Here is a 22,532-nt window from a genome sequence, read left to right on the forward strand (position 1 = left end):
TTATGCCGGGACCGTTCATGCCGCATCTCCTGATTGGACCGCATACGCGCGCGCCAGTTCCCTGGCCAGCAATGGACGGTCGATCTTGCCATTCGGATTGCGCGGCAACACGCCGTCGCGGATTTCCACCCACAGCGGCACCATATAGCTGGGCAGGCGCGCGCGGCAGGCGGCCAGGACGCTGTCGCGCACCACTTCGACGCCCGGCGCGGGGGTGACGAGCAAGGCGATCGCCTGGCCCAGCACGGCATGGGGCAGGCCCAGCGCGGCCGCCTCGCCCACCAGCCCGCTGGCATATACGACTTCCTCGATCTCGGCCGGGCTGACCCGGTAGCCGGACGTCTTGATCATGTCGTCGCTGCGGCCCACGAAATACAGATAGCCATCCGTATCGCGGCGCACGGTGTCGCCCGACCAGACGGCCAATTCCGGCAGCACCAGGCCGCTCGCCTGCGGCGGCAGCGGTTTGAAGCGCTCGGCCGTGCGCGCCGCATCGTTCCAGTAGCCAAGCGCCACCAGCGCGCCACGATGCACAAGCTCGCCCGGCTCGTCAGCGTCGCACACGCTGCCGTCCGGGCGCAGCACCAGCACTTCCGCGTTGGGGATCGCTTGCCCGATGGAATCGGGGCGCCGCTCCAGCTGTTCCGGCGCCAGGTAGGTGGAGCGGAACGCTTCCGTCAAGCCATACATCAGGTAGACCTGCGTGCGCGGCAGCGACTGGCGCAGCCGGTCGAGCGTACTGCGCTGCATCACGCCGCCCGAATTGGTGATGTAGCGCAGAGGCGTGGACAAGGGCCAGCTCAGCTGCGACAGCTGCACCCACAGGGGCGGCACGGCGGCCAGGCCCGTGATGGCTTCCTGCTCCACGAGCTCGACAATGTCGCGCAGCAGCAGATAATTCATCAGCACGGCGCAGGCGCCGCTGGCAAACGCCGTCGTCAGCTGGCTCAGGCCGTAATCAAAACTGAGCGGCAACACACACAAAATCCGGTCTTGCGGCGTGTTGCGCAGGTAGGACGACACGCTGAGCGCACCGGCCAGCATGTTCCGATGCGACAACACCACGCCTTTCGGCCGCCCCGTGCTGCCCGAGGTATACAAGATGGCAGCCATGTCCGTGTCAATCACCGCGTGCCACAGGGGCGCGGGCGCGGCGGGTATGCCACTCCACGGCAGCAGCTGCACCTTGCCCAGGCTGGTTTGCGACGACGCTTCACCCGTCAGCAGCACCGTCTGCAAGTCCGGGCAGGCGGCCAGCGCAGGGCCCAGCTGCGCCAGGCGTTCGCGCGAGGTGACGAGGATGGCCACGTTGCAATCAGCCAGGATGTAAGCCACCTGGTCCGGCTTGAGCAGCGGATTGACGGGCACGAACACGCCGCCGGCCGCCACCGCGCCAAACATGGCGCTGACATTTTCCGGGCGTTTTTCCAGGTACACGGCCACGCGCGCGCCACGCTGCAAGCCCAGGGTCAGCAAGGTGCTGGCCGCCTCGCGCACGGACTGCGCCAGCGCGGCATAGGCGAGTTCCTCGCCCTGCCACGACAGCGCCGGCGCGTGCGGCGCACGTTGCGCCGTATCGAATATCAGCTCGTGTATCAATGTCGCCATCGTTTCGTCCCCGGGTTGCCATGATTGCCATGTATTCCCCTAATGATTCAGACAAACGGCCACAGCGGTCTTGATTTTGATCAAGTAAGAGTTTCAGCAACACAGCTTGAGCCGGCGCAAGACCACCGCCGGCCGCTGCGCTCTAATGGACAACATTGGCTGCATAGCCGCCCCATCCTTGACCGCCATGGCCAGCTTCGTCCGTTTCCCCCAGTTGCAACGGCTTGCCGCCAGCCTTCGCCAGCTGGGCTGGCGCGACAGCGCCTGGCTGGCCCTGGCGCGGCTGCTGGCCACGGTGCCGGGCGGGCGCTGCGCGCTGCACCGCTACCAGTTCGTGGCGCAAGCCGTGGCGCCAGGCTCGCTGTGCCGCGGGCGCGGCCAGTCGATCACCGTCACGCCCTGCCTGGCGGAGGCGGACTTGCCGTCCGGCCCCGAACGCCGTCCCGGCGCGCTGCGCGAGCGCTACCGCCAGGGCGCGCAATGTCTGGTGGCGCGCAGCGCGCAAGACGCTGACCAAGCCGCCATGGTTGGCTGGATCTGGCTGCTGCGCCACGGCTGCCAGGAAGACGAGGTGCGCGCCCGCTATGCGCTGGCGTCGAACCAGTCTTCATGGGACCTGGACGTGTGGGTCCAGCCCGACCAGCGTGGCGGCCTGGTCTTCGCGCGCCTGTGGGAAGAAGCCAACGCTGTGTTGTACGCGCAGGGCGTGCGCTGGTCGTGCAGCCGCATCTCGCGCTTCAACCGCGCCTCGCTGGGTGCCCATGCGCGTCTGGGCACGCACGCCCTGGGCACGGCCACCTTCCTGCGCTGCGGGCGCTGGCAATGGATGGCCGCCAGCCTGCCGCCGTATTTGCACCTGTCGCACCGTCTGGACGACATTCCCTGCCTGGCCTTCGATACCAGCCGCCTGCCGCACTACCCTTCCCTGGAGCTGACATGCCGCATCTTGAAGCAGTAAAGCACATCCTCGACACCACCCTGGGCTTGAACGGGCGGGCGCTGGAAGCCCACACGCCACTGCTGGGCAGCGTGCCGGAACTCGACTCGATGGCCGTCATCGGCGTGATCGCCGCGCTGGAAGACCATTTCGGCATCTTTGTCGCCGACGAAGACATCCACGCGCGCCACTTCGCCACCGTGGCCACCCTGCACGATTTCGTCTTTGCACAGCTGCGACTATGAACAGCGCCGCCACCGACGCGCTGCCGCTGCTGCCCTTCTTCCTGCCCGCCAGCGGCGGCCAGCGCTATTGCCTGCTGCACTTGCCGCCGCCGGGCCGTAACGCGCGCGGCGGCATCCTCTACGTGCATCCGTTCGCGGAAGAACTCAATAAAAGCCGCCACGTGGCCGCCGCGCAGGCGCGCGCCTTTGCCGCCGCCGGCTACAGCGTGCTGCAGATCGACCTGTTTGGCTGCGGCGACAGCAGCGGCGACTTCGGCGAGGCGCGCTGGGACATCTGGCACAACGACCTGCACCTGGCTTGTGCTTGGCTGGCGCAGCGCGTCGACGGTCCCTTGACCGTGTGGGGCTTGCGCCTGGGCGCCCTGCTGGCGCTCGATTTCGCCAACCGCGCGCCACTGCCCCTGGCGCGTTTGCTGCTGTGGCAGCCGGAAGCCGATGGACGGCGCAGCATCGACCGCTTCCTGCGCCTGCGCCTGGCCACCAACATGCTGGCCGGCGGCATGCAGGAAGCGCCCGGCCAGGCGCGCGCCAAACTGGCGCAAGGTGAACCTGTGGAAGTGGCCGGCTACCTGCTGGCGCCCGAGCTGGCGCAAGCCATCGATGACGCCGGCGCAGCCGCGCTGCTGCCCACGGTGCCCGCGGTACCCGTGTATTGGCTCGAGTACCAGGGACCGGAGCAGGCCTGCGCGCGCTTGCCGCCGCTGGCGCGTGTATGGCGCGAACGCGGCGCCGCCGTGCACCTGGCCAGCTTCGGCGACGGCCCGTTCTGGCACAGCGGCGAGCTGCTGGCATGTCCGCAACTGCTGGACGCCACGCGGAAACTGTGCCGCGACTGGCTCGACGAAGAAAGGACGCCGGCATGAAGCGCGACAGCAGTCAGCAGCACCTCGCGGCACACCCCATGCGCGAGCTGGCGCTGCGCTTTCGCAGCGTGGCCGAAGGTGCCGATGCGGGTGAAGACGGCGATGCGCAGGCGCGCATGGTCGGCATCCTCAGCCTGCCCGCCATGCCGGGGCCGCGCGGCGTATTGATCGTCACGGGCGGGCCGCAGTACCGGGTGGGCAGCCACCGCCAGTTCGTCTTGCTGGCGCGCGCCCTGGCCGCGCAAGGCTGGCCCGTGCTGCGTTTCGACCTGCGCGGCATGGGCGACAGCCAGGGTAGCGCGCGCGATTACCGCGCCGCCGGTCCTGACATCGCCGGCGCGCTGGCGCAATTCTTCGACGCCGCGCCCTCGCTGCGCGAAGTGGCGCTGTGGGGCTTGTGCGACGGCGCCACGGCCGCCGCCTGTCATGCGCCGCGCGACGCGCGCATAGTTGCGCTGATCCTGCTCAACCCGTGGGTGCGCAGCAGCGCCGGCCTGGCACGCGCCACCCTGCGCCATTATTATCTGCCACGCCTGCTGCAAGGTGCGTTCTGGCGCAAGCTGGCCAGCGGCGGACTGCAGCTGGGCGCCAGCCTGGCCTCGCTGCGGCAGGTGGCGGCCGCCACGCAGAAACCGGCAGCGCAGGAAAACCACGCGCCCGTGCCAGCCTTGCTGCTGGCGCTGACGCAGTTCCAGGGCAAGGTCTTGCTGATCCTCAGCGGCGACGACCTGGGCGCGCGCGAGTGGCAAGCCTTGCTCGATGGCGATGCGGCGTGGCGCGCCGTCGCCGCGCGCGCGCACTGGACGCAGGCGCAGGTCGATGGCGCCAACCACACCTTCGCCAGCGCCGCCTGGCGCGGCGAAGTCGAACGGCTGTGCGCACGGTGGCTGCAGTCATGCTAGGGATCACACCGAGCGCGGCCCGACCAAAACGGGTGCTGATGGTCGCCTACCATTTCCCGCCGCTTGCTGGCGGCAGCGGCATCCTGCGCACCCTGGGCTTCGCGCGCCATTTGCCCGACTGCGGCTGGCAGCCGCTGGTGCTCAGTCCCGCGCCGCTCGCATATGCGCAGCGGGGCGATACGCAACTGGCGCAGATCGGCGCACGAGCCACCGTACGGCGCACCCTGGCGCTGGACGCGGCGCGCCACCTGGCCATCGCCGGGCGCTATCCGCGCTGCCTGGCGCTGCCCGACCGCTGGAGTTCCTGGTGGCTGAGCGCCGTGCCGGCCGGCCTGCGCATGATCCGACAGTACCGCCCCGACGCCATCTGGTCCACGTACCCGATCGCCACGGCGCACCTGATCGCGATGACCTTGCAAAAAATCAGCGGCCTGCCGTGGATCGCCGACCAGCGCGATCCCATGCTCGATGACAGCGACCCGCTGGCGCCGTATCCGCCCGAAGCGCGTTTGCACCGCATGCATGCGTGGATCGAACAGCGCATCGCGGCGCGCAGCGCGGCCATCGTCTGCACCACGCCGGGTGCCATCGCGGCGCACCAGCGCCGCCTGGCGCAGGTGGAGCGCGAACGTTTCTGCCTGATCGAAAATGGTCATGATGATGACCAAGGCGCGGTTCAGGCGCATCAGCCGCACGGGCCGCATGGCGACCCCGGCCACCGCAGCCGCTTCCAGCTACTGCACAGCGGCGTGATCTACCCGTCCGAGCGCGACCCGCAACCGCTGTTCGAGGCCCTGGCCAAGCTGCGCCACGACGGCGTACTCCATACGCACAATTTCCAGCTGGTGCTGCGCGCCACGGGCCACGATGCATGGCTGGCCAGCCTGCTGGTGAAATACGGCATCCTGGACCTGGTGCGACTGGAACCTTTGCTGCCGCACGGCGCGGCGCTGCAGGAAATGCTGGCGGCCGACGGCTTGCTGCTGCTGCAGGCGGCCAATTGCAACGCGCAGATTCCCGCCAAGCTGTATGAATACCTGCGCTGCCGCCGGCCCATCCTGGCGCTGACCGACCTAGCCGGCGACAGTGCAGCCAAGCTGCGCCACTGCGGCATCGACACCATCGGCCAGCTGGCATCGAGCGGCGATTGCGCGCGCGCCCTGCTGCACTTCCTGGAACTGGCGCGCCAGAGCCGCGCGCCACTGGCCAGCCCCACCGCCATCGCCCTGCAATCGCGGCAAGCCCGCAGCAACGCCCTGGCCGACTTGCTGGACCAGGTCAGCCACAGGAGAACAGCATGAAACACCTGATACTTGCCTGCGCCCTCGGCGCCTGCTGCGCCCATGCCAGCGCTGCCGGATGCCCGCCCTACGTGAAACACACGCCGGGCGGCGACTATACGAGCGCGCAAGACCGCGCCGGCCTGTCCGTGGTCGAGCAATTTCACTTTTCGCGCGCCGTGGAAACGCTCACGCAAGGCATGACGGGCAGCCTGGGCGCCGATATCAGCTACACGCTGGAACACTTCCCGAATCACCACCGGGCGCTGGCCTCGATGGCGAAGCTGGGCTTGCGCCTGAAAAGCGCGCAGCCCGTCGGCGCTCGCTATACGGTCAGCTGCTTTTTCGAACGGGCCATCGCCTTCGCGCCGCACGACGTGACGGCGCGCATGGTGTATGGCAACTACCTGCTGGCCACGGGCCAGGATGCGGCGGCGCTGGAACAGCTGGACGCGGCCAGCCGCCTGGCGCCCGAGCAGGCCACCATCCAGTACAACCTGGGCTTGATGTATGTCAAAAAGAAGGAGTACGACAAGGCCAGCGCGCACGCGCAAAAAGCCTATGCGCTGGGCTTTCCCTTGCCAGGGCTGAAGAACAAGCTGAAGGCGGCGGGCAAATGGCGCGAACCGCCGCCCGCCGTCATTGAAGAGAAGGAAACGAGGGAAGCGCAGAAAACGGAAGAAACGCCAGTACCGGCAACTACCGTGCCGGCTGAAAAAACTAGCGGGGAATGACGGCCAGCCGCTTGGCCAAGCTCAAATGCCCCGTCGGCGTGGTGGCCAGCGCGGCGGCCAGGTCGCGCCGCGATTGCGCCTTGTCTTCGGCCTCGCTGATGTACGCCAGTTCCGCTGGCTGCAGCACGGTGACGGTGAGCAGCATCACTGCCCCATACGGCGTGTCGAACGTTGGGGGAAGCGTGGCCGCGCCCCGGGCCAGCAGCACGCCCACCTGTTCATTGTCGTCTTCCAGTCCCTTTGGTGCATCCTGCACGTCCAGCGCCATCGACACGCTGCCGTGGCGCTGCACCAGCAAATCGATGGAACCGTGGTCGGCCACGTTCTGGCTGACCTGGTACACCAGGTCGAAAAGCCAGGACTGCGCCACTTCCTGGCCGGCGAAAACGGCCAGCGGCGCCTCGATGCACACTTCCAGCAAATGGCCGCGCGGCACAAAAACGTCGTCGTCATCCTCAAACGGGTCGCTCAAGCCATCGCTGGCGATCACGATCGAGCCGGGCCGGCGAATCACGCGCCAAGCCTGGCGCAGTGACGGCCAGCGTGGCCCGCCCATGAAAGCGGGATTGAGCAGCGGCGCCAGCACGTCGGCGTCCATGGCGCCCAGCGTGGCATAAAAGGCGTCGCGCGCGGCGCAGGCCGTGGCCAACATCTGCGCGCCCGCTTCCTTGCCGACGACGGCGTCGTCCGGCTGCGGCACTTGCGGGATAGTGTTGTCAGGCATAACAATACTCTTTGAATTAGTCGGCAGGAGGAAAGTCGTCATAACTGCGTGGCAAATAGCCCCAGATACGCGCGACCCGCTCACGCACCTCGAAATCGAAGCCGATGCGTTCCAGTTCGGGCACGATCCACACGCCGTGGTCGATGATTTTCTTTGGCAGCAGCATGCCCACGTGCTCTTCCGAGGTCAGGCCGATGTCGAACCATTCCACGCCCATGAAGGGAAACGGCGGGTGGTAGTCCCATTCCGTATCCCAGCGCGAGACGTAGCCGGTGACGGAGCCATAGCGGTACGACGGCAGCCAATCAGTCTGCCCGCGCATGAAGGCCAGCAGCGCGTTCCACTTGCAATCGTTGGCGGCGCCGGCCAGGTTGCGCCGCGCGATGTGGCCGCGCAGCTTGCGCTTGATGTCGTCGCCGCCGGCGTCGGCCAGCGGCAGGCAGTGCGTCGCCGATGCAGTCATGCAGGCGTCCATTCCCGGTGGTCCACGCGGATGCTTGCCCGTAGATCCTCGACCAGGCGCTTGCGGCTGCTCAAGGCGTATTCGACGGGCGAAAAAGGCATGGCGGCCGTGGCATAGGCATCGATCAGCGCATGCATTTCCTGCGCCTGCTGTTGCGACAACAGCGTCTTGCTGCCATTCTCGCTTTGCTGTGCGAGCTTTTCCTGCAGTACTTCTTTCCAGGCGATGTGCGCCTCGGACATGGGATGGGCGACGCACAGGGAAAACGTACCGTTCAAAAAATACGTCCAAGCACTGTCGGTACGGGCGCGCAAGCCCTCCGCTATCGGCGCGCCTCTGTCGTCGAAGCTGTCGCGCAGGCGCCAGGTTGTCAGGTTCAAGGTCGCCAGCGCGGCCGCATAGCGGGAAGTAAATTGTGCCTGCAAGCGCTCGTGCGCGGCGTGCGCCGTACTCGCGGCAACAGCGTCACGCGCAATGGCGATCCAGGCGAGTTGGGACGGCGGGAAGTAGCGGCCGGCCCTGGACCCGGGTGCCGCCATGGCGCCAAAGACGAACGAGCACACCTTGCCGCTGTCATCGACCACATACGCAGGGGCGGGAACCAGGCCAGCCTGGATCAATGCATCGATTTCTTGCATGGCCATGGCGGCGGCAGCCGCCAATTGCGTCTCGTCCAGATAGTGTTGCGAAAGATAGTTATCGAGTTCTGTCATGCCGCTGCTTCCATGTTGACGACTGTTTTACCCGCAGACTGGCTTACTTCGCCACCGGCTTCACTTTGGACGCTGCCAGCACGGCGCGCGCGCGGGCCGTGTCGATATCGTCGGCAGTGGCCAGCGCCACGCCCATACGGCGGCGGGCGAACGATTCCGGCTTGCCGAACAGGCGCAAGTCCGCACCCGGCACGCTCAAGGCGTCGGCCACGCCTTCGAAGGCGATGCCCTTCGCTTCCAGCTGGCCGTAGATGACGGCCGAAGCGCCGGGAGAACGCAGCGCCACGTTGACGGGCAAGCCCAGGATGGCTTTCGCGTGCAATTCGAATTCGCTCTGCACCTGGCTGGCCATGGTGACCATGCCCGTGTCGTGCGGACGGGGGCTCACTTCCGAGAACCACACCATGTCGCCCTTGACGAACAGCTCCACACCGAACAGGCCCAGGCCGCCCAGGTTATCCGTCACCTTGCGGGCGATCTCGCGCGAACGCTCCAGGGCCAGCGGCGCCATGCGGGCCGGCTGCCACGATTCCACGTAATCGCCCTGCACCTGCAAGTGGCCGATCGGCTCGCAAAACTGCGTCTCGATCTGTCCCGACGCGCCCACCGCACGCACCGTCAGCAGGGTGATTTCATAATCGAAGTCGATGAAGCCTTCGACGATGACCCGGCCCGTGTCGACCCGCCCGCCGCTGGCCGCATACGCCCACGCCGTTTCCACATCGGCGGCGCTATCGAGCTTGGACTGGCCTTTGCCCGACGACGACATGACGGGTTTCACGACGCAAGGGAAACCGATTTCCTGGCACGCCAGTTGCAGCTCTTGCAGGCTGCTGGCGAAGCGGTATGGCGAGGTGGCCACGCCGAGCGTTTCGGCCGCCAGCGTGCGGATGCCTTCGCGGTTCATCGTCAGCACGGCGGCGCGCGCGTTCGGTATGCAGGTGATTTGTCCCGCCGCTTCCAGCGCCGCCAGGGTATCGGTGGCGATGGCTTCGATTTCGGGCACGATCAAATCCGGCTTTTCCAGGGCTATCAGGGCGGCCAGGGCCACGCCGTCGTTCATGTCGATCACGTGCGAGCGGTGCGCCACGGGGTGGCCCGGCGCATTCGGATAGCGGTCGACGGCGATTACTTCCACGCCCAGACGCTGCAGCGAAATGATCACTTCCTTGCCCAGTTCACCCGAGCCCAGCAGCATAACTTTGATGGCGGTGGAAGACAGCGGCGTGCCGAAGGTGCGCGGCGCGATGGTGCTGCTGGTGCTAGTGGTGCTAGTGGTGCTAGTGGTGCTAGTCGAGCTAGTGGTCATGGCAGGGTCTGTAAGCGGATGGAAAGATGGCTGGGACTATAACAAATGCCAGCCATCTTGGACAGGGCGCGGCGCTAGCGTACGGCGTGCGGCACTAGCCCGCATACGCCCGCTTGATCTCGCCAATGTTAATCTTTTTCATGCCCATCATGGCTTTCATCACGCGCTGGGCCTTGATGGGATCAGGGTCCGTCAGCAGCTTGATCATGATGGTGGGCACGATTTGCCAGGACACCCCGAACTGGTCCTTGAGCCAGCTGCATTGCTGCGCTTCCGGCGGCCCGCCTTCGGACAGCTGGGTCCAATAGTGATCAACTTCGTCCTGGGTTTCGCAATTGACCTGGAACGAGATGGCTTCGGAAAACTGGAACAAGGGACCGCCATTCAGCCCCGTGAAAGTCTGGCCATCGAGTTCAAAAGCCACCGTCAGCACGCTGCCCGGCGCCTGGCCGTGGAATTCCTTGCCCTCCTCGCCGTAGCGCAGGATCTGGCCGATCTTCGAATTGGGAAATATTTGCGTATAAAACCGGGCCGCCACCTCGGCGTGGCCGTTGAACCATAAACATGGAGTAATCTTTTGTACGCTGTGCATAATGTTTCCCTTGGCCGAAGCAGAAACACCTTCCCTGTGCGGGAAGGCCCGTCTCTAATAATAATCACTATTGCGCCGTCGGGGCGCGCAATTTGCCGCCACTTTTACCACCACCGTCCCGGATATCGTCCCGCTCCAGTACGCCGGCGCTGGCGAGCAGGCGCAGCCGGGCCGAATGCCAATCCGCCTGGCAACGGATGCGCTCCTGCTGCGCTTCGAGCAGCACGGACTGCGTGTTCAGCATTTCCAGGATGTCCGCCGCGCCCAGGCCGAACTTGCGCTGCACGCTGGCCAGCGCATCGCGCGCCGCCTCCAGCCAAGCTTGCGACGCGACCAGGTTGGCCAGGGCCGTGTTCGCTTCCGCGTGCGTTTTTACCAGGTCCATCATGGTCTGCTGCTGCGTTTCCTGCGCCTCCGCTTCCTTCTGCTCGGCCTGCGCCAGTGCCCCGCGCACCTTGTAGTGGCGCGAAAAACCGTCGAACAGGGGGATGTTGAGCGTGATGCCCACCAGGGTTTCGCGCGTGGATGCGGCGGACAAGCCCTGGTTGGGGCGGCCATTCTGGTAAACATTTGCCGTCAGGTCGATGCTGGGGCGGCCCTCGGACCGGCTCACGGCCACCCTTTCGCGGGCAGCCGCCAGCTGCGCCTGCGCCGCCAGGATGGCTGGGTGCCGCGCCTGGGCCAGTGCCAGCCAGGCGTGCAGGGCATCGTGAAGGCCCGCCGTCGAATCGACAGGGGCATCGTCCAGGGTCACGCCCGCATTGGCCGGCAAACCCAGGGTGTACACCAGCACGGCACGGGCCTTACGGTCGTCGCCGTCGGCGCGGCTGGCTCCCAGCGCTGCCTTGGCCAGCGCACTGGTCGCCTGCAGGGTATCGCTGTGCGAACCGAGCCCCCGCTGTGCGCGGCGCTGCGTGGCCAGCACCGTTTCATTGGCCAGCGCCTGGTATTCCTGGCGCATCTGCACGCTGGCCCGCGCCGTCTGCGCCTCGAAATAGGCGCTGACGGTTGCCGCCAGAGTTTTTTGCAACATGGCGTCGCGGTTGGCCAGGGCCGCATCGAGCAAGGCTTGCGCCGAACGCTGGCCCGCCGCGCGCCCGCCAAAGTCGAACAAGCGCCAGGAAAAGCTTAGCGAAGCCGTATTATTGTCCAGGCTGCTAGAAGGCGTGCTGGCACCGGGATAGGCCGTGCGGTCGTGCACCCGGCTCACCCCCGCATTCAGCGTCGGCAGATAGGCGGCCCTGGCCTCGCCCAGGCCGGCCGCCTGCAGCTTGATGCCGGCCCAGGCGCCGTGCACTTGCGCGTTGTGGCACAGGGCCAGGTCGACGGCCGCCGGCAGGGTCAGCGGTACACTCGCCTCGTACCGGGGCGAACATGGCGCGGCATCGAGCTCGCCCGGTGCTTGCGCCTGTGCCGCAGCACTGGCCAGCAGCAAGCCAGCGCCGATGGTCATGACGCGGCATCTAGCGTTCATGCAGCGCCTCCTTCTGGTGCTGCACCAGCGGCGAGAGCACGTATTCAATCACCCTTCTCGTCCCCGTGCGAATTTCCGCGCGCACCGCCATACCGGCCGACAGCGGCACCGTCTTGCCGTCGATGACGATGACCGGCTGCTGCACGGTGATTTTCACGGCATACACGAGACCCTTCTTCTCGTCCTCGATGGCGTCGCGCGAGACGCTGCTGACGACGGCGGGCACGGTGCCGTATTTCGTGTAATCGAAGGCGTCGACCTTGATGGCGACCGTCTGTCCCGCCTGGACGAAGCCGACGTCGCGGTTTTCCAGCACGGCGTCGATTTCCAGCTTGCCCTGGCGCGGCACGATCTGCATCAGCGCCTGCGCGGCCGGCACCACACCGCCCACCGTATGCACCTTGAGCTGCTGCACCGTGCCGTCGACAGGTGCCGTCAAGCGCAGCAGGCTGCCGCGGGCGCCGGCGCGGCGCGCATCCTGGCCGCTGGCGGCGGAGACCCTGGCCCCTTCCGTCAGCGCGTCGTAGGCGTCCTTGCGCGTCTGCGCCACCAGGGCCGCGCGTTCGCTGCGGGCCGACGCCAGCTGGCCCGCCAGGTCGATGCGCGCCTGTTCTTTTTCCAGCCACGCGTGTTCGGCCACGTCGCGCGTCGCCAGCAGCGCCCGGTAATCGCCGGCGCGCTGCGCCGCCAGCGGCAACGCCTGGGCATAGCGGGCGATCTCGCCGTCGAGATGCGCCAGCCGAGCGCGGAAACTCGCGTACTGGCCATCCACGTGCGCCTGCGCGGCCGCCCGATCGGCCACGGAAGCCGTTCCGGGCGCCGCCAGCTTCGGCGGCGTGCGCGTATCGACGGCGGCGATCAGCGCGCGCGAGCGGGCCATCTGCAGGGCAGCGGCCAGGGCGTCGCCGGCGGCCTTGTCGCGCTCGGCGTCGGGGCCACGGCTGTCGAGTTCCACCAGCAGCTGGCCCGCCTGCACGGCTTGCCCCTCCCGCACATGCAGGGCACGCACGGCAGCCACGTCAACCGAGGCGATGGTCTTGGTATTGCCAGATGGAATGATCTTGCCGGCCGCATTGACGATGATATCGACCCGCCCAAAGATGGACCACAGCAACACGCAAGCAACCAGCAGCATCAGCACGCACGCCGTCAGGCGCAACGATGGCGACACGGGCCGCTCCCGCAGCGCCAGCGCGGCCGGCAGGAAGGCCGCCTCGTCTTCGCTGAGCACTGGGCCGCCCAGGGTGGCGCGGCTTTGCCAGCTATGGCGCAGCACCTGGGCATAGCGTTTCAGTAACTCGCCATACGCGGCGAAACGGTGGCCGGCGCTCATGCCGCGCTCCCGGCACTGCCCTGCTGCAGGCTGTACAGGCGGGAGTAGATGCCGTTCGGCTGCTTTAGCAACGCGTCGTGGCTACCCAATTCGGCCACCTGGCCCCGCTCCATGACGACGATGCGGTTCGCTTCGCGCACGGCCGACAGGCGGTGGGCGATGATCAGCACCGTGCGCCCCGCGCAAATGCCGCGCATATTATCCTGGATGATCTTTTCCGATTCGTAGTCGAGCGCGCTCGTCGCTTCGTCGAAAATCAGGATGCGCGGGTTGCCGATCAGGGCGCGGGCGATGGCGATGCGCTGGCGCTGGCCGCCCGACAGGCCCGTGCCGTGCTCGCCTACCATGGTGTCGTAGCCTTCGGGCAACTCGCAGATAAAATCGTGGGCGCCCGCCAGTTTCGCCACGGCGATGACCGTATCGACGGGCAGCGCCGGGTCGCTCAAGGCAATGTTGTCGCGCACGGAGCGGTTAAACAGGATGTTTTCCTGCAGCACCACGCCGATCTGGCGCCGCAACGAAGCCGTGTCGATGACGGCGATATCCTGCCCGTCGATCAGGACCTTGCCCCGTTCCGGGATGTACAGGCGCTGCGCCAGCCGCGTCAGGGTGCTCTTGCCGGAGCCTGAACGCCCGACGATGCCGATCACTTCGCCGGGCGCGATGGAAATCGAGACATCGCGCAGCACCTCGGCCGCATCGGCACGGTAGCGGAAACCCACCTGCTGGAAGTCGATGGCGCCGGCGATGGGCGGCAGGCGCGCCTTCTGGCTGCCCGCTTCAGTACGGGCGTTGAGGATATCGCCCAGCCGGCTCATGGAGATGCCCACTTGCTGGAAATCGTTCCACAACTGCGCCAGGCGCAAGATGGGCGAGGCCACCTGCCCCGCCAGCATATTGAAGGCGACCAGTTCGCCCACCGTCATTTTCCCGTCGATGACGAGCGTAGCGCCCCACCACATGATGGCCGCCGTGACTAGCTTGCTCACGAGCGTGACGCCGCCGCTGGCCAGCATGCCGATGTTATTTGCCGACAGGCCCGCCGAGACATAGCCGGCCAACTGCTTTTCCCACTGCTGCTGCCAGCGCGGTTCGACGGCCATGGCCTTGAGCGTGTCGACGCCGCTGATGGTTTCAACCAGGAAAGACTGGTTTTCCGCACTGCGGTTGAATTTATCGTTCAATCTCCCCCGCAGCACGGGTGTGAGCAGCATCGACAGGGCCGCGTAGACGGGGATCGAAGCGAGCACCACCACGCTGAGCGCGGCGCTGTACCACAGCATGGCGCCGATGAAGATGAAGGAAAACAGCAGGTCGAGCACCAGGGTCATGGCGTTGCCGGTAAGAAAAGAGCGGATGTTTTCCAGTTCATGGATGCGGGCCACGGAATCACCCACGCGGCGCGCCTGGAAATAGGCGATCGGCAAGGCCAGCAGGTGGCGGAACAGGCGCGCGCCCAGTTCCACGTCGATCTTGCTGCTGGTGCGCGCGAAAACATAGGTGCGTATCATGCCCAACGCAGCCTCGAAGACGATGGCGCAGACGAGGCCGATGGCCACCACGTTCAAGGTCTGCATGGCGTGGTTAACCAGCACTTTGTCCATCACCACCTGGAAAAACAGGGGCGTGGCCAGGCCGATCAGTTGTAGCACGAAGGAAATCAGCAGCACTTCGCCCAGCAGCCTGCGGTACTTGACGATGGCGGGAATGAACCAGCTGAAGTCGAAGCGGGCCGTCTCGCCCGCATAGCTGGCCTTGCTGGTAAAAAAGATCAGTTCGCCCGACCAGATGGCGAGGAAATCGTCGCGGCCGAGGATTTGCGGCGGCTGGCCCGGATGCTGGATCAGCACCTTGCTCACGGCGCCGTCACCGCTGTCAACCTTGCCGAGGATAAAGAAACGCCCGGCGGTATCAATGGCGATGGCCGGCAACGGCGCCTGCGCCAGCCGTTGCGGGGCCTGGCGCACCAGCTTGGCCGTCAAACCCAGCTGTTTGGCGGCCAACAGGACGGTTTGCCCCGTAAACACGGCCTGGCCGAAAGCGTGCTTGAGCTGGGCGCCATCGGCGGCAATGCCGTGCAGGCTGGCCATCAGCAGCAGCGACAGCAGGCCCGTGTCGGGCGATGTTGGTTCAAGGGGCGGCGGATCGTTGCGGTATGAGAGGACTGTCATCGGGCAATATCAGAGATTCAATGGCGCAGCCAGGCCGTGGCTGTCACCCCGGCCTGGCTGCGTGCTGGTGAAGCTAACGACTCAAGCGATCAATGCGCGGCAGCCAACTGGATCTGCGGCGACGGGCCGCCGTGCGCCGACCAGGGCGCCGATGCTGCCGAAGGCACGGCAAAGCCGGCCATCGCCTGCACCAGCTGCGCCGAATCCGCTTGCCAGCTGCCAAAGCCGCCCTGGCTGGCAGCACTGAATTGCTGACCGGAACGCCAGTTCTGCGCCAGCACCGGCGCCAGGGTAGCGGCCGTGCCTGCAGGCAAGGTCAGCTGGCCAACAGGTGGCGGCGTCAGGCCCGCCATTGCCTGCACGAGGTTTTGCACATCGCTACCCAGCAAGATTCTGCCATCGGCCATGCGGAATTGCTCGATACGCACCGGCGTGTCCGTATACCAGTTATTGACAGTGATCTTGTCCGTGGTGCCGATGGTGCTCACTTCCAGGTTCGCGCCCACCTGGCGGAACCACAGCTGTTCGGCGCTGACGCCGGCCAGGAAAGAGACAACGTCGTGGCTGCCCGCCTCCACCCCCTCGTCAATGATGTCGGCACCGTCGCCGCGGGCAAAGAGATAGGTATCGTTACCCATGATGCCGGCCAGGGTGTCGTCGCCCTTGCCGCCTTGCAAGGTATCGTTGCCGTAGCCGCCGAAGAGGATGTTCTTGAGCTCATTGCCGGTCAACACGTCATCGAATTTGCTGCCGAAAACCATGCTGAAATTGGCCAGCACGTCGGCGCCCGGACGCGCTAGCATGGGCGCGCCAACCGCTGCGAAGGCGGCCGTCACGCCCGACGTGGCACCACTGTAATTGAGCGTATTGCCGATCCCGCCGCCGTCAAGCATATTGCCGCCAGGCGTATCGACATAAAAGACATTGTTGTTGTAAGCGCTGCCAGTTACCGTCAGGCCGGAGCCGTTAAGGCGCACGGTCTCGACGTTGTCGGCCACCTTGTAGTTGACGCTGGTGTAAACGGTATCATTGCCGCCGTTGCCCCGTTCGACGATGAAGTCGCCCGTATGGTTGACGTAATAGGTGTCATCGCCGCCCAGGCCTTCCAGCAAGTCAGCGCCGGCGCTGCCGCTGATGACATCGGCGCCGGCCGTGCCGACGAAGGTTTGCCCCGTCGGTTGCGTGGGGCCATTGAAGTGCCAGGCCTGGGCCAGCACAGGCGCCAGGGCGGCGGCGGTGCCGGCCGGCAGGGTCAGCTGCCCCAAGGGCGGCGGCGGCAAATTCGCCATCGCCTGCACCAGCAATTGCACGTCGGCGCCGCGCATGACGTGGCCGGCGGCCGTGCGGAATTCCTCGATGTTCGGCGTGGCCGCGTTCCAGGCGCGAATGGTGATCTTGTCCGTGGTGCCGATGGTGCTCACTTCCAGGTCTGCGCCCACCTTGCGGAACCACAGCTGGTCGATATTCACGCCTGCCAGGAAGGCGATGGCGTCGTAATTGGCATCGGCGGAAGGCTCGGCGATGATGTCGGCGCCGTCGCCACGCGCAAAGACATAGGTATCGTCGCCCAGCCCGCCAGTCAGCACGTCATCGCCCTTGCCGCCTTGCAAGGTATCGTTGCCGAGGCCGCCGGACAGGGTGTTGGCAAGTTCGTTGCCGGACAGCACATCGTCATACGCGCTGCCCGTCACGCTGGCAATATTGACCAGCACATCGCTGCCCGGGCGTGCCACCGGGGTGCCGCTGAGGGAAGCGATGGTCGCCGTGGCGCCCGCCTTGGAACCCGCATAGGTGGCTGTATTATTGCTGCCGATGCCATGCAGCAAGTGGCCGCCGGCAACGTCGACGTGGAAGATGTTACCGCTGCCGTTACCTCCGTTACCCGTCACACCCAGGCCGGCGGCGGCGAGGTGCAGCTCTTCGATGTTGGCGGCCATGGTGTAGTTGACCGTCGTGTAGACAATGTCGCGGCCGCCACCAAGCTGTTCATTCACCACATCGTTGCCATGGTTGACGTAATACATGTCGTCGCCGGCCCCGCCGGCCATCACATCAGCGCCTGCCGTGCCCTTGATGATGTCCGGGTTCGCCGTGCCTGGCCCTTCGGTGCGCCAGTTCTGCGCCAGCTTTGGTGCCAGGGTGGCGGCGATGTCGGGCGGCAGGGTCAGCTGGCCAGCCGGTGGCAACGGCAGCGCCGCCATCGCCTGCACCAGGTTGTGCACATCGCTGCCCATCAGCACGCGGCCATCGGCCGTGCGGAATTCCTGGATGCGGGGCACGATGCCTGCGCTGTACCAGCCATTGATGGTGATCTTGTCTGTCGTGCCGATGGTGCTCACTTCCAGGTTCACGCCCACCTGGCGGAACCACAGCTGGTCGGCGCTGACGCCGGCCAGGAAGGAAACGACATTGTGGCCGCCCCCCTCAACGGCCTCGGCGATGATATCGGCGCCGTCGCCACGGGCAAAAATATAGCTATCGTCGCCTTGCAGGCCGGCCAGCAAATCATCGCCCTTGCCGCCCCGCAAGATATCGTTGCCCAGATTACCTACCAAGATGTTCTTGAGCTCGTTTCCGGTCAGCACATCGTCAAACTTGCTGCCGACGACGCTGGCGAAATTGACCAGCACATCGCTGCCTGCCGGCGCCGTTAGAGGGGCATTAGGACTTGCCAGCGTCGCCGTCACGCCCACGCTGGAGCCGAGGTAATTGACCAAGTTGCCCGTGCCGCCACCGTCGAGCACATTGCCGCCGGCCACGTTGACATGAAAGATATTGTTGGTGTTGGCGCTACCCGTCACCGTCAGGCCGTTGGCGGCGAGGCGCACGTTTTCGACGTTCTCGGCCACTGTGTAGTTGACGCTGGTATACACGGTATCGGTGCCGCCGTTGGCCAGCTCGACGATCACGTCGCCGCTGTCGTTGACGTAATAAGTGTCGTCGCCGGCCAGGCCTTCGAGCACATCGGCGCCCGTCGTGCCGGTGAGCACATCCGCGTTCGCCGTGCCGGTGAAGCGCTGCGGCGCGGCCACCGAACTGTTCAGGTAAGCTTCGTTGGCGGAGGTGGAAGTTTGCGATGCAAATTTTTCAGTCATGTTGCAGTTTCCTGTCGTTAAACAACTTAAAAACCAAGATTGAATATGTCGGCGCAAGCTGACATGCAAGGCAAAAGTCCCGGCCGCATCCACTTGCAGTTCAGCATGCACCTTCAACGGTCCGGCACTTTCGGCGCATGGACGGCGCGCGGTTGAGCGTCGCCTCGCATACACCCCCTACTGACGTTCAAGCGGGCGAAACACTGTTGTTTGTCATGCAAATGTCACACTGCATGGTGGAAGGAAGAGGAAAGGCGGAAGAAAGCGCGCGCGTGCGCGCTTGGGGAGATGGCGCTTAGTTGCCAGGCGCTGAGGCCTGCAAGGCGCGCAAGGTGGCCATACGGGCAGTAAAGAGCGCAATCGATTCATCCAGCGCCAGGCCAGGCCGACGGGCGGCGAAATCGGCCCAGGCTGGTGCATGGCGCGCCGCCTCATCCCGGCCATGCTGTCCATCCAGGTAGGCAATGGCTCCCATGGCTTGCTCCTGATCAAAGTGCAGCTGCGGCTGGCGCAAATAATGTTCGAGATAGCGGTGCAGGTAACCGCGACTGCTTGGTGTGTCGAAGGCAGCAAGCGCCAGGCAATACGCGCTGCCCGCGTAACAAACCTCGCTGGCCAGCAGCAGGCCGCCCAACTGGTCCGTGAAGGCGGGCTGCCCGGTCAATGCCGCCAGGTAGGAGCCCGCCGTACGGCTGCGCCAGTCGAATTGCCCCAGCAGACGCGCGATGACAGTGTCGTCGGCCAGCGTCAGCCGGGCCAGGCATGCGCGCGCCTGGGGCTGGTGCAAGCCCATGTACAAGGGCCGCACCCAGTCATCGCGCAGGGCCGCCGTCAGCGGCTCCTGCGACGACGGCGGCAAGGGGAACGGATGGTCGTGGCTGACCGTGGCGCCGGCCACGTGGCGCTGCAGGCCGGCATGCTCATGCTCATCGTTCAAGGCAGGCCTCCAAAAGTCTGATCCTGCAATTGCTGCACCAGGAAATCGATCAACACGCGCAGGCGCGGCGGCAGGTGGTGGCTGGCCGGCCACAGCAGCCAGAAGGCCGTGCGCGCCTGCGTATGCTCGTCCAGCAGCGAAACCAGTTGCCCCGCCGCCAACTCGCGCTGCACGGCAAATGCGGGCAGGTGGGCAATGCCCTGCCCTTGCACGGCCAGGAAGACGCGCATTTCCACGCTGTTGCAGACCATGCCGGGCGTCGACTGGGCGGCCTCATCCACCAGCGGCCACTGTTCCAGGCGGCCCGTGGCGGGAAAACGGTAGTCCAGGCGGGCATGGCGCAGTAGCGCGGCACCATCGGCGGGCCGGCCATGGCGCGCCAGGTAGGCGGGCGATGCCACCACCAGGCGGCGGAACGTACATAGTTTGCGCTGCATCAAGCCCGAGTCGGCCAGCTCGCCCGTGCGCACGGCGGCGTCAAAACCGTCGCTGACGATATTGACCATGGCATCGGAGAAATCGAGGTCCAGTTCGATGGCGGGATAGGCTTGCATGAACGCGCCGATGGCCGGCTCGAACAGGCCGCTGTAGCGTGGCAGGCTGAGGCGCAGGCGGCCGCTGGGCGCGCTGCTGGCCTCGCACAATTCCCGCTCGGCCGCTTCCACCTCGGCCAGGATGCGCTTGCAGCGCTGCAAAAACTTTTCCCCTTCCGCCGTCAGCGCAAGATGCCGCGTACTGCGCTGGAACAGGCGCGCGCCCAGCCGCGTCTCCATGCGCGCCACGCTCTTGCCCACGGCCGACGATGACAGCCCCAGCAGACGGCCCGTGGCCGAAAAACTGCCGCTGTCGGCCACCTGCACGAACATGGCGATGCCACCCAAGCTATCCATGTGATTCCCCATTGAAGACATTTTTGTCCGATATGTTAGGTAGTTTAGCCCATTTTTCTTCAATGACGGGCGCACCATACTCACCGCTCCTTCTTTCCGAGCCAACGCCCATGCCTTCACCCTCACGTCTTTTACTCCCCCTGCAAGTGCTGGCCGCCTGCCTGACGGGCCTGCTGATTCCCCTGTGCTTCACGGGTCCGGCAGTGGCGCTGCCCGCCATCGGCGCCGAACTGCACGGCAGCGCCGCCGCGCTGAACTGGGTCATCAATGCCTATATCCTCAGCTACGGCAGCGCCATGATGGTGGCGGGCAGCGTGACGGACGTGCTGGGACGGCGCCGCGTCTGGCTGGCGGGGCTGGCGCTGTTCTGCGTGGCAACCCTGGCCATCGCCGTCGCGCCCTCGGTGGCATGGATCGCCGCGCTGCGCTTCGTGCAAGGCCTCGGCGGCGCGGCCGCGTTTGCCGCCGCCATGTCCTCGCTGGCGCCCCTGTTCCACGGCGCGGCGCGCAACCGCGTGATGAGCATGCTGGGCACCACCTTCGGCCTGGGCCTGGCTTTCGGTCCGCTGGCGGCCGGCGCCATGCTGGCACTGGCCCGCTGGCCCGCCATCTTTTACGCCACGGCCACGCTGGGCGCCATTGGCATACTGCTGGTATGGGGCAGCGTGCCGGCCGATCCGCCGCGCAACAAAGGCCGGCTGGACTGGCTTGGCGCCCTCAGCTTCAGCGTCGCGCTGGCCCTGTTGACCCTGGGCATGCTGCTGGTGCCCGAACACGGCTGGCGCAGCGGGGCCGTGATGCTATCCGTCGCCTCGTCCGTGCTGCTGTTTTTCATTTTTATCGTGATCGAACGCAGGACGGCGCAGCCCATGCTGGACTTGAGCCTGTTCCGCCAGCGCCGTTTTGTTGCCGTGCAAGTGCTGGCCGCCTCGCCCGCCTTCCTGTTCATCGTGCTCATCGTCATGCTGCCGGGGCGCTTCATCGGCATTGATGGCGTGTCGCCGCTGGCGGCGGGCCGCCTGATGATCGCCCTGGCCGCGCCGCTGCTGCTCGTCCCCATGCTGGCGGCGCTGCTATTGCGCTGGGTCAAGGCCGGCACCCTGTGCGCGGCGGGATTGCTGCTGGCGGCCTGTGGGCTGGCCTGGCTGGCGCAGGTGCTGGGCCATGGCGGCGCCACGGCGCTGGCCGGACCGCTGCTGCTGATCGGCGTGGGCATCGGCTTGCCGTGGGGCTTGATGGATGGCATGGCCCTGAACGTGGTGGAAACGGAGCGGGCCGGCATGGCGACGGGCATCTTCAATACCGTGCGCATCAGCGCCGATGGCGTGGCGCTGGCCTTGGCCGGCGCCGTGCTGGCCGGCCTGATTGGCACGGGCCTGACGCGGCAGCTGCCCGCCGATCTGCCCGTGCTGGCGGCCGCCAGTCGCGCCGCGCTCGGTGATATGCAACAAGCAACACAGCTGCTGGGCGGTCAGGAAGCGCTGCTGCGCGCCAGCTATGACGCCGCCTTCCGCCAGTTGCTGGGCGGTTTAGCGGGGCTGGCCGTGGCGCTGGCGGCGCTGGTGCCGTACTTGCTCAGGAAGGAAGAAAAGCACCTAACAAAACCGTAGCGAGCGGAAGGTAGAGGTGGTCGAGAAGCGCAACCGTACTAGAGTACGGTGAGCATCGCAGGCCGCCTATACCGACGCGCAGTAGGTTTTGGAAGGCGCTTTAGGCATCGAGGCCGTAAAACACGGCGACGAGGATGGCGATATTGTTGCAGGCGCGGGAAAATGCCGTCGTCGCATAGGCAACGGCCACGCCCGGTTCGCGGTAGCGCAGGTAGACAAAGCTGAACATGGCGCCCGAGCCCAGCGCGACGATGGCGTGTAGCAAGCCGCCGCTGATGAAATGCACGATGCCCCACAGGATGGCGCCGATGAAAATACTCAGCGGGCGACTGGCGCCCAGGCGCCTGAGGATTTCCAGCGGCAGCAACTGGCCCAGGAAGGTTTCCAGGATGGGAGAATAGATGACGACCCAGAACACCAGCAGGGGTAGCGACATTTCGCGCTTGAACTTGGTCAAGCCCGTGTGTGCGCCCCAGTATTCGGGCGGCAGCAGCCATTTGGTGAGAAACAGGATTACAAAGCACAGCACGCAGGTGAGCAAGCCCCAGCCCAGGCCGGCAAGGGCCAGCTGCAGCACGGGCGGCGCCGGTTTGTCGTCGTCCGGGCTGGAGAGATCGTGGCTGCTGCGCACTTGCATGAGAAGTCCTGGCGG

General features: G+C 66.1%; 20 protein-coding genes. 7 read left to right on the forward strand and 13 right to left on the reverse strand.

The features are described 5' to 3' along the window. Positions 1 to 15: 15 nt before the first annotated feature. A complete protein-coding gene (locus ACQ4W7_RS10830; protein ID WP_436530365.1) occupies positions 16 to 1,608 on the reverse strand; it encodes an acyl-CoA ligase (AMP-forming), exosortase A system-associated in 1,593 nt (530 codons plus the stop codon). Positions 1,609 to 1,795: 187 nt separating this feature from the next. Between ACQ4W7_RS10830 and ACQ4W7_RS10835 the strand changes: the two genes are divergently transcribed. The 6 genes from ACQ4W7_RS10835 to ACQ4W7_RS10860 are packed head-to-tail and all read left to right on the forward strand — an operon-like array spanning position 1,796 to position 6,569. Beyond that, positions 1,796 to 2,566 carry a GNAT family N-acetyltransferase gene (locus tag ACQ4W7_RS10835; protein ID WP_436530367.1) on the forward strand — a complete coding sequence of 257 codons (771 nt, stop codon included), beginning with the start codon at positions 1,796 to 1,798 and terminating at the stop codon, positions 2,564 to 2,566. Further along, positions 2,545 to 2,790: an acyl carrier protein gene (locus ACQ4W7_RS10840; RefSeq protein ID WP_426071008.1), complete on the forward strand. Its 246-nt coding sequence runs from the start codon at positions 2,545 to 2,547 to the stop codon at positions 2,788 to 2,790. Before ACQ4W7_RS10835 ends, ACQ4W7_RS10840 begins: the two co-directional genes overlap by 22 nt. Further along, the gene (locus ACQ4W7_RS10845) at positions 2,787 to 3,653 is read left to right on the forward strand and encodes a hydrolase 2, exosortase A system-associated (protein WP_426071007.1); all 867 of its coding nucleotides are present in this window, start codon (positions 2,787 to 2,789) and stop codon (positions 3,651 to 3,653) included. Before ACQ4W7_RS10840 ends, ACQ4W7_RS10845 begins: the two co-directional genes overlap by 4 nt. Continuing rightward, positions 3,650 to 4,555, forward strand: coding sequence for a hydrolase 1, exosortase A system-associated (locus tag ACQ4W7_RS10850; RefSeq protein WP_436530370.1), 906 nt, complete (start codon positions 3,650 to 3,652; stop codon positions 4,553 to 4,555). Before ACQ4W7_RS10845 ends, ACQ4W7_RS10850 begins: the two co-directional genes overlap by 4 nt. Further along, entirely contained in the window at positions 4,549 to 5,856 is a 1,308-nt protein-coding gene (locus ACQ4W7_RS10855; RefSeq protein WP_436530372.1) for a glycosyltransferase, read from the forward strand. The genes ACQ4W7_RS10850 and ACQ4W7_RS10855 overlap by 7 nt, the downstream gene beginning before the upstream one ends. After that, positions 5,853 to 6,569 carry an ABC transporter permease gene (locus ACQ4W7_RS10860; RefSeq protein WP_436530374.1) on the forward strand — a complete coding sequence of 239 codons (717 nt, stop codon included), beginning with the start codon at positions 5,853 to 5,855 and terminating at the stop codon, positions 6,567 to 6,569. Before ACQ4W7_RS10855 ends, ACQ4W7_RS10860 begins: the two co-directional genes overlap by 4 nt. On the opposite strand, the gene ACQ4W7_RS10865 is transcribed toward ACQ4W7_RS10860, so the two are convergent. From ACQ4W7_RS10865 to ACQ4W7_RS10915, 11 genes are all read right to left on the reverse strand, one after another. Then, entirely contained in the window at positions 6,556 to 7,293 is a 738-nt protein-coding gene (locus tag ACQ4W7_RS10865) for a hypothetical protein (protein WP_436530376.1), read from the reverse strand. The two genes, ACQ4W7_RS10860 and ACQ4W7_RS10865, sit on opposite strands and share 14 nt — an antisense overlap. Before the next feature lie 16 nt (positions 7,294 to 7,309). Further along, positions 7,310 to 7,756 carry a DUF6678 family protein gene (locus ACQ4W7_RS10870; RefSeq protein WP_436530378.1) on the reverse strand — a complete coding sequence of 149 codons (447 nt, stop codon included), beginning with the start codon at positions 7,754 to 7,756 and terminating at the stop codon, positions 7,310 to 7,312. Beyond that, positions 7,753 to 8,469, reverse strand: a complete 717-nt coding sequence (locus tag ACQ4W7_RS10875) for a DUF6058 family natural product biosynthesis protein (RefSeq protein WP_436530380.1) — start codon at positions 8,467 to 8,469, stop codon at positions 7,753 to 7,755. Before ACQ4W7_RS10875 ends, ACQ4W7_RS10870 begins: the two co-directional genes overlap by 4 nt. 43 nt (positions 8,470 to 8,512) lie before the next feature. Then, entirely contained in the window at positions 8,513 to 9,778 is a 1,266-nt protein-coding gene (purT, locus tag ACQ4W7_RS10880; protein ID WP_436530382.1) for a formate-dependent phosphoribosylglycinamide formyltransferase, read from the reverse strand. A gap of 94 nt (positions 9,779 to 9,872) precedes the next feature. Beyond that, positions 9,873 to 10,370 carry a VOC family protein gene (locus ACQ4W7_RS10885; RefSeq protein WP_436530384.1) on the reverse strand — a complete coding sequence of 166 codons (498 nt, stop codon included), beginning with the start codon at positions 10,368 to 10,370 and terminating at the stop codon, positions 9,873 to 9,875. A 67-nt stretch (positions 10,371 to 10,437) separates the two neighbouring features. Continuing rightward, positions 10,438 to 11,844 carry a TolC family protein gene (locus ACQ4W7_RS10890; RefSeq protein WP_436530386.1) on the reverse strand — a complete coding sequence of 469 codons (1,407 nt, stop codon included), beginning with the start codon at positions 11,842 to 11,844 and terminating at the stop codon, positions 10,438 to 10,440. Further along, a complete protein-coding gene (locus ACQ4W7_RS10895) occupies positions 11,834 to 13,177 on the reverse strand; it encodes an HlyD family type I secretion periplasmic adaptor subunit (RefSeq protein WP_436530388.1) in 1,344 nt (447 codons plus the stop codon). Before ACQ4W7_RS10895 ends, ACQ4W7_RS10890 begins: the two co-directional genes overlap by 11 nt. Then, the gene (locus ACQ4W7_RS10900; protein WP_426070996.1) at positions 13,174 to 15,348 is read right to left on the reverse strand and encodes a type I secretion system permease/ATPase; all 2,175 of its coding nucleotides are present in this window, start codon (positions 15,346 to 15,348) and stop codon (positions 13,174 to 13,176) included. The genes ACQ4W7_RS10895 and ACQ4W7_RS10900 overlap by 4 nt, the downstream gene beginning before the upstream one ends. Before the next feature lie 89 nt (positions 15,349 to 15,437). Further along, a complete protein-coding gene (locus ACQ4W7_RS10905; RefSeq protein WP_436530390.1) occupies positions 15,438 to 18,443 on the reverse strand; it encodes a calcium-binding protein in 3,006 nt (1,001 codons plus the stop codon). A 295-nt stretch (positions 18,444 to 18,738) separates the two neighbouring features. After that, positions 18,739 to 19,380, reverse strand: a complete 642-nt coding sequence (locus tag ACQ4W7_RS10910; protein WP_436530392.1) for a DUF6000 family protein — start codon at positions 19,378 to 19,380, stop codon at positions 18,739 to 18,741. After that, positions 19,377 to 20,270: a LysR family transcriptional regulator gene (locus ACQ4W7_RS10915; protein ID WP_436530394.1), complete on the reverse strand. Its 894-nt coding sequence runs from the start codon at positions 20,268 to 20,270 to the stop codon at positions 19,377 to 19,379. The genes ACQ4W7_RS10910 and ACQ4W7_RS10915 overlap by 4 nt, the downstream gene beginning before the upstream one ends. 110 nt (positions 20,271 to 20,380) lie before the next feature. On the opposite strand from ACQ4W7_RS10915, the gene ACQ4W7_RS10920 reads away from it, so the two are divergent. Then, positions 20,381 to 21,880, forward strand: coding sequence for an MFS transporter (locus ACQ4W7_RS10920; protein WP_436530396.1), 1,500 nt, complete (start codon positions 20,381 to 20,383; stop codon positions 21,878 to 21,880). A 100-nt stretch (positions 21,881 to 21,980) separates the two neighbouring features. On the opposite strand, the gene ACQ4W7_RS10925 is transcribed toward ACQ4W7_RS10920, so the two are convergent. Beyond that, positions 21,981 to 22,517 (reverse strand): CPBP family glutamic-type intramembrane protease, encoded by a 537-nt coding sequence (locus ACQ4W7_RS10925; protein WP_426070991.1) that lies wholly within the window; start codon positions 22,515 to 22,517, stop codon positions 21,981 to 21,983. Between the last annotated feature and the right edge of the window lie 15 nt (positions 22,518 to 22,532).

This window comes from Janthinobacterium algoris (genome assembly GCF_051380935.1).
Taxonomy (GTDB): Bacteria; Pseudomonadota; Gammaproteobacteria; order Burkholderiales; family Burkholderiaceae_D; genus Janthinobacterium.

Bases quoted from the DNA above. Each gene is read 5' to 3' on its own strand.
- ACQ4W7_RS10830 (WP_436530365.1), bottom strand. From the start codon at position 1,608: ATGGCGACATTGATACACGAGCTGATATTCGATACGGCGCAACGTGCG.
- ACQ4W7_RS10835 (WP_436530367.1), top strand. From the start codon at position 1,796: ATGGCCAGCTTCGTCCGTTTCCCCCAGTTGCAACGGCTTGCCGCCAGC.
- ACQ4W7_RS10840 (WP_426071008.1), top strand. From the start codon at position 2,545: ATGCCGCATCTTGAAGCAGTAAAGCACATCCTCGACACCACCCTGGGC.
- ACQ4W7_RS10845 (WP_426071007.1), top strand. From the start codon at position 2,787: ATGAACAGCGCCGCCACCGACGCGCTGCCGCTGCTGCCCTTCTTCCTG.
- ACQ4W7_RS10850 (WP_436530370.1), top strand. From the start codon at position 3,650: ATGAAGCGCGACAGCAGTCAGCAGCACCTCGCGGCACACCCCATGCGC.
- ACQ4W7_RS10855 (WP_436530372.1), top strand. From the start codon at position 4,549: ATGCTAGGGATCACACCGAGCGCGGCCCGACCAAAACGGGTGCTGATG.
- ACQ4W7_RS10860 (WP_436530374.1), top strand. From the start codon at position 5,853: ATGAAACACCTGATACTTGCCTGCGCCCTCGGCGCCTGCTGCGCCCAT.
- ACQ4W7_RS10865 (WP_436530376.1), bottom strand. From the start codon at position 7,293: ATGCCTGACAACACTATCCCGCAAGTGCCGCAGCCGGACGACGCCGTC.
- ACQ4W7_RS10870 (WP_436530378.1), bottom strand. From the start codon at position 7,756: ATGACTGCATCGGCGACGCACTGCCTGCCGCTGGCCGACGCCGGCGGC.
- ACQ4W7_RS10875 (WP_436530380.1), bottom strand. From the start codon at position 8,469: ATGACAGAACTCGATAACTATCTTTCGCAACACTATCTGGACGAGACG.
- purT (WP_436530382.1), bottom strand. From the start codon at position 9,778: ATGACCACTAGCTCGACTAGCACCACTAGCACCACTAGCACCACTAGC.
- ACQ4W7_RS10885 (WP_436530384.1), bottom strand. From the start codon at position 10,370: ATGCACAGCGTACAAAAGATTACTCCATGTTTATGGTTCAACGGCCAC.
- ACQ4W7_RS10890 (WP_436530386.1), bottom strand. From the start codon at position 11,844: ATGAACGCTAGATGCCGCGTCATGACCATCGGCGCTGGCTTGCTGCTG.
- ACQ4W7_RS10895 (WP_436530388.1), bottom strand. From the start codon at position 13,177: ATGAGCGCCGGCCACCGTTTCGCCGCGTATGGCGAGTTACTGAAACGC.
- ACQ4W7_RS10900 (WP_426070996.1), bottom strand. From the start codon at position 15,348: ATGACAGTCCTCTCATACCGCAACGATCCGCCGCCCCTTGAACCAACA.
- ACQ4W7_RS10905 (WP_436530390.1), bottom strand. From the start codon at position 18,443: ATGACTGAAAAATTTGCATCGCAAACTTCCACCTCCGCCAACGAAGCT.
- ACQ4W7_RS10915 (WP_436530394.1), bottom strand. From the start codon at position 20,270: ATGGATAGCTTGGGTGGCATCGCCATGTTCGTGCAGGTGGCCGACAGC.
- ACQ4W7_RS10920 (WP_436530396.1), top strand. From the start codon at position 20,381: ATGCCTTCACCCTCACGTCTTTTACTCCCCCTGCAAGTGCTGGCCGCC.
- ACQ4W7_RS10925 (WP_426070991.1), bottom strand. From the start codon at position 22,517: ATGCAAGTGCGCAGCAGCCACGATCTCTCCAGCCCGGACGACGACAAA.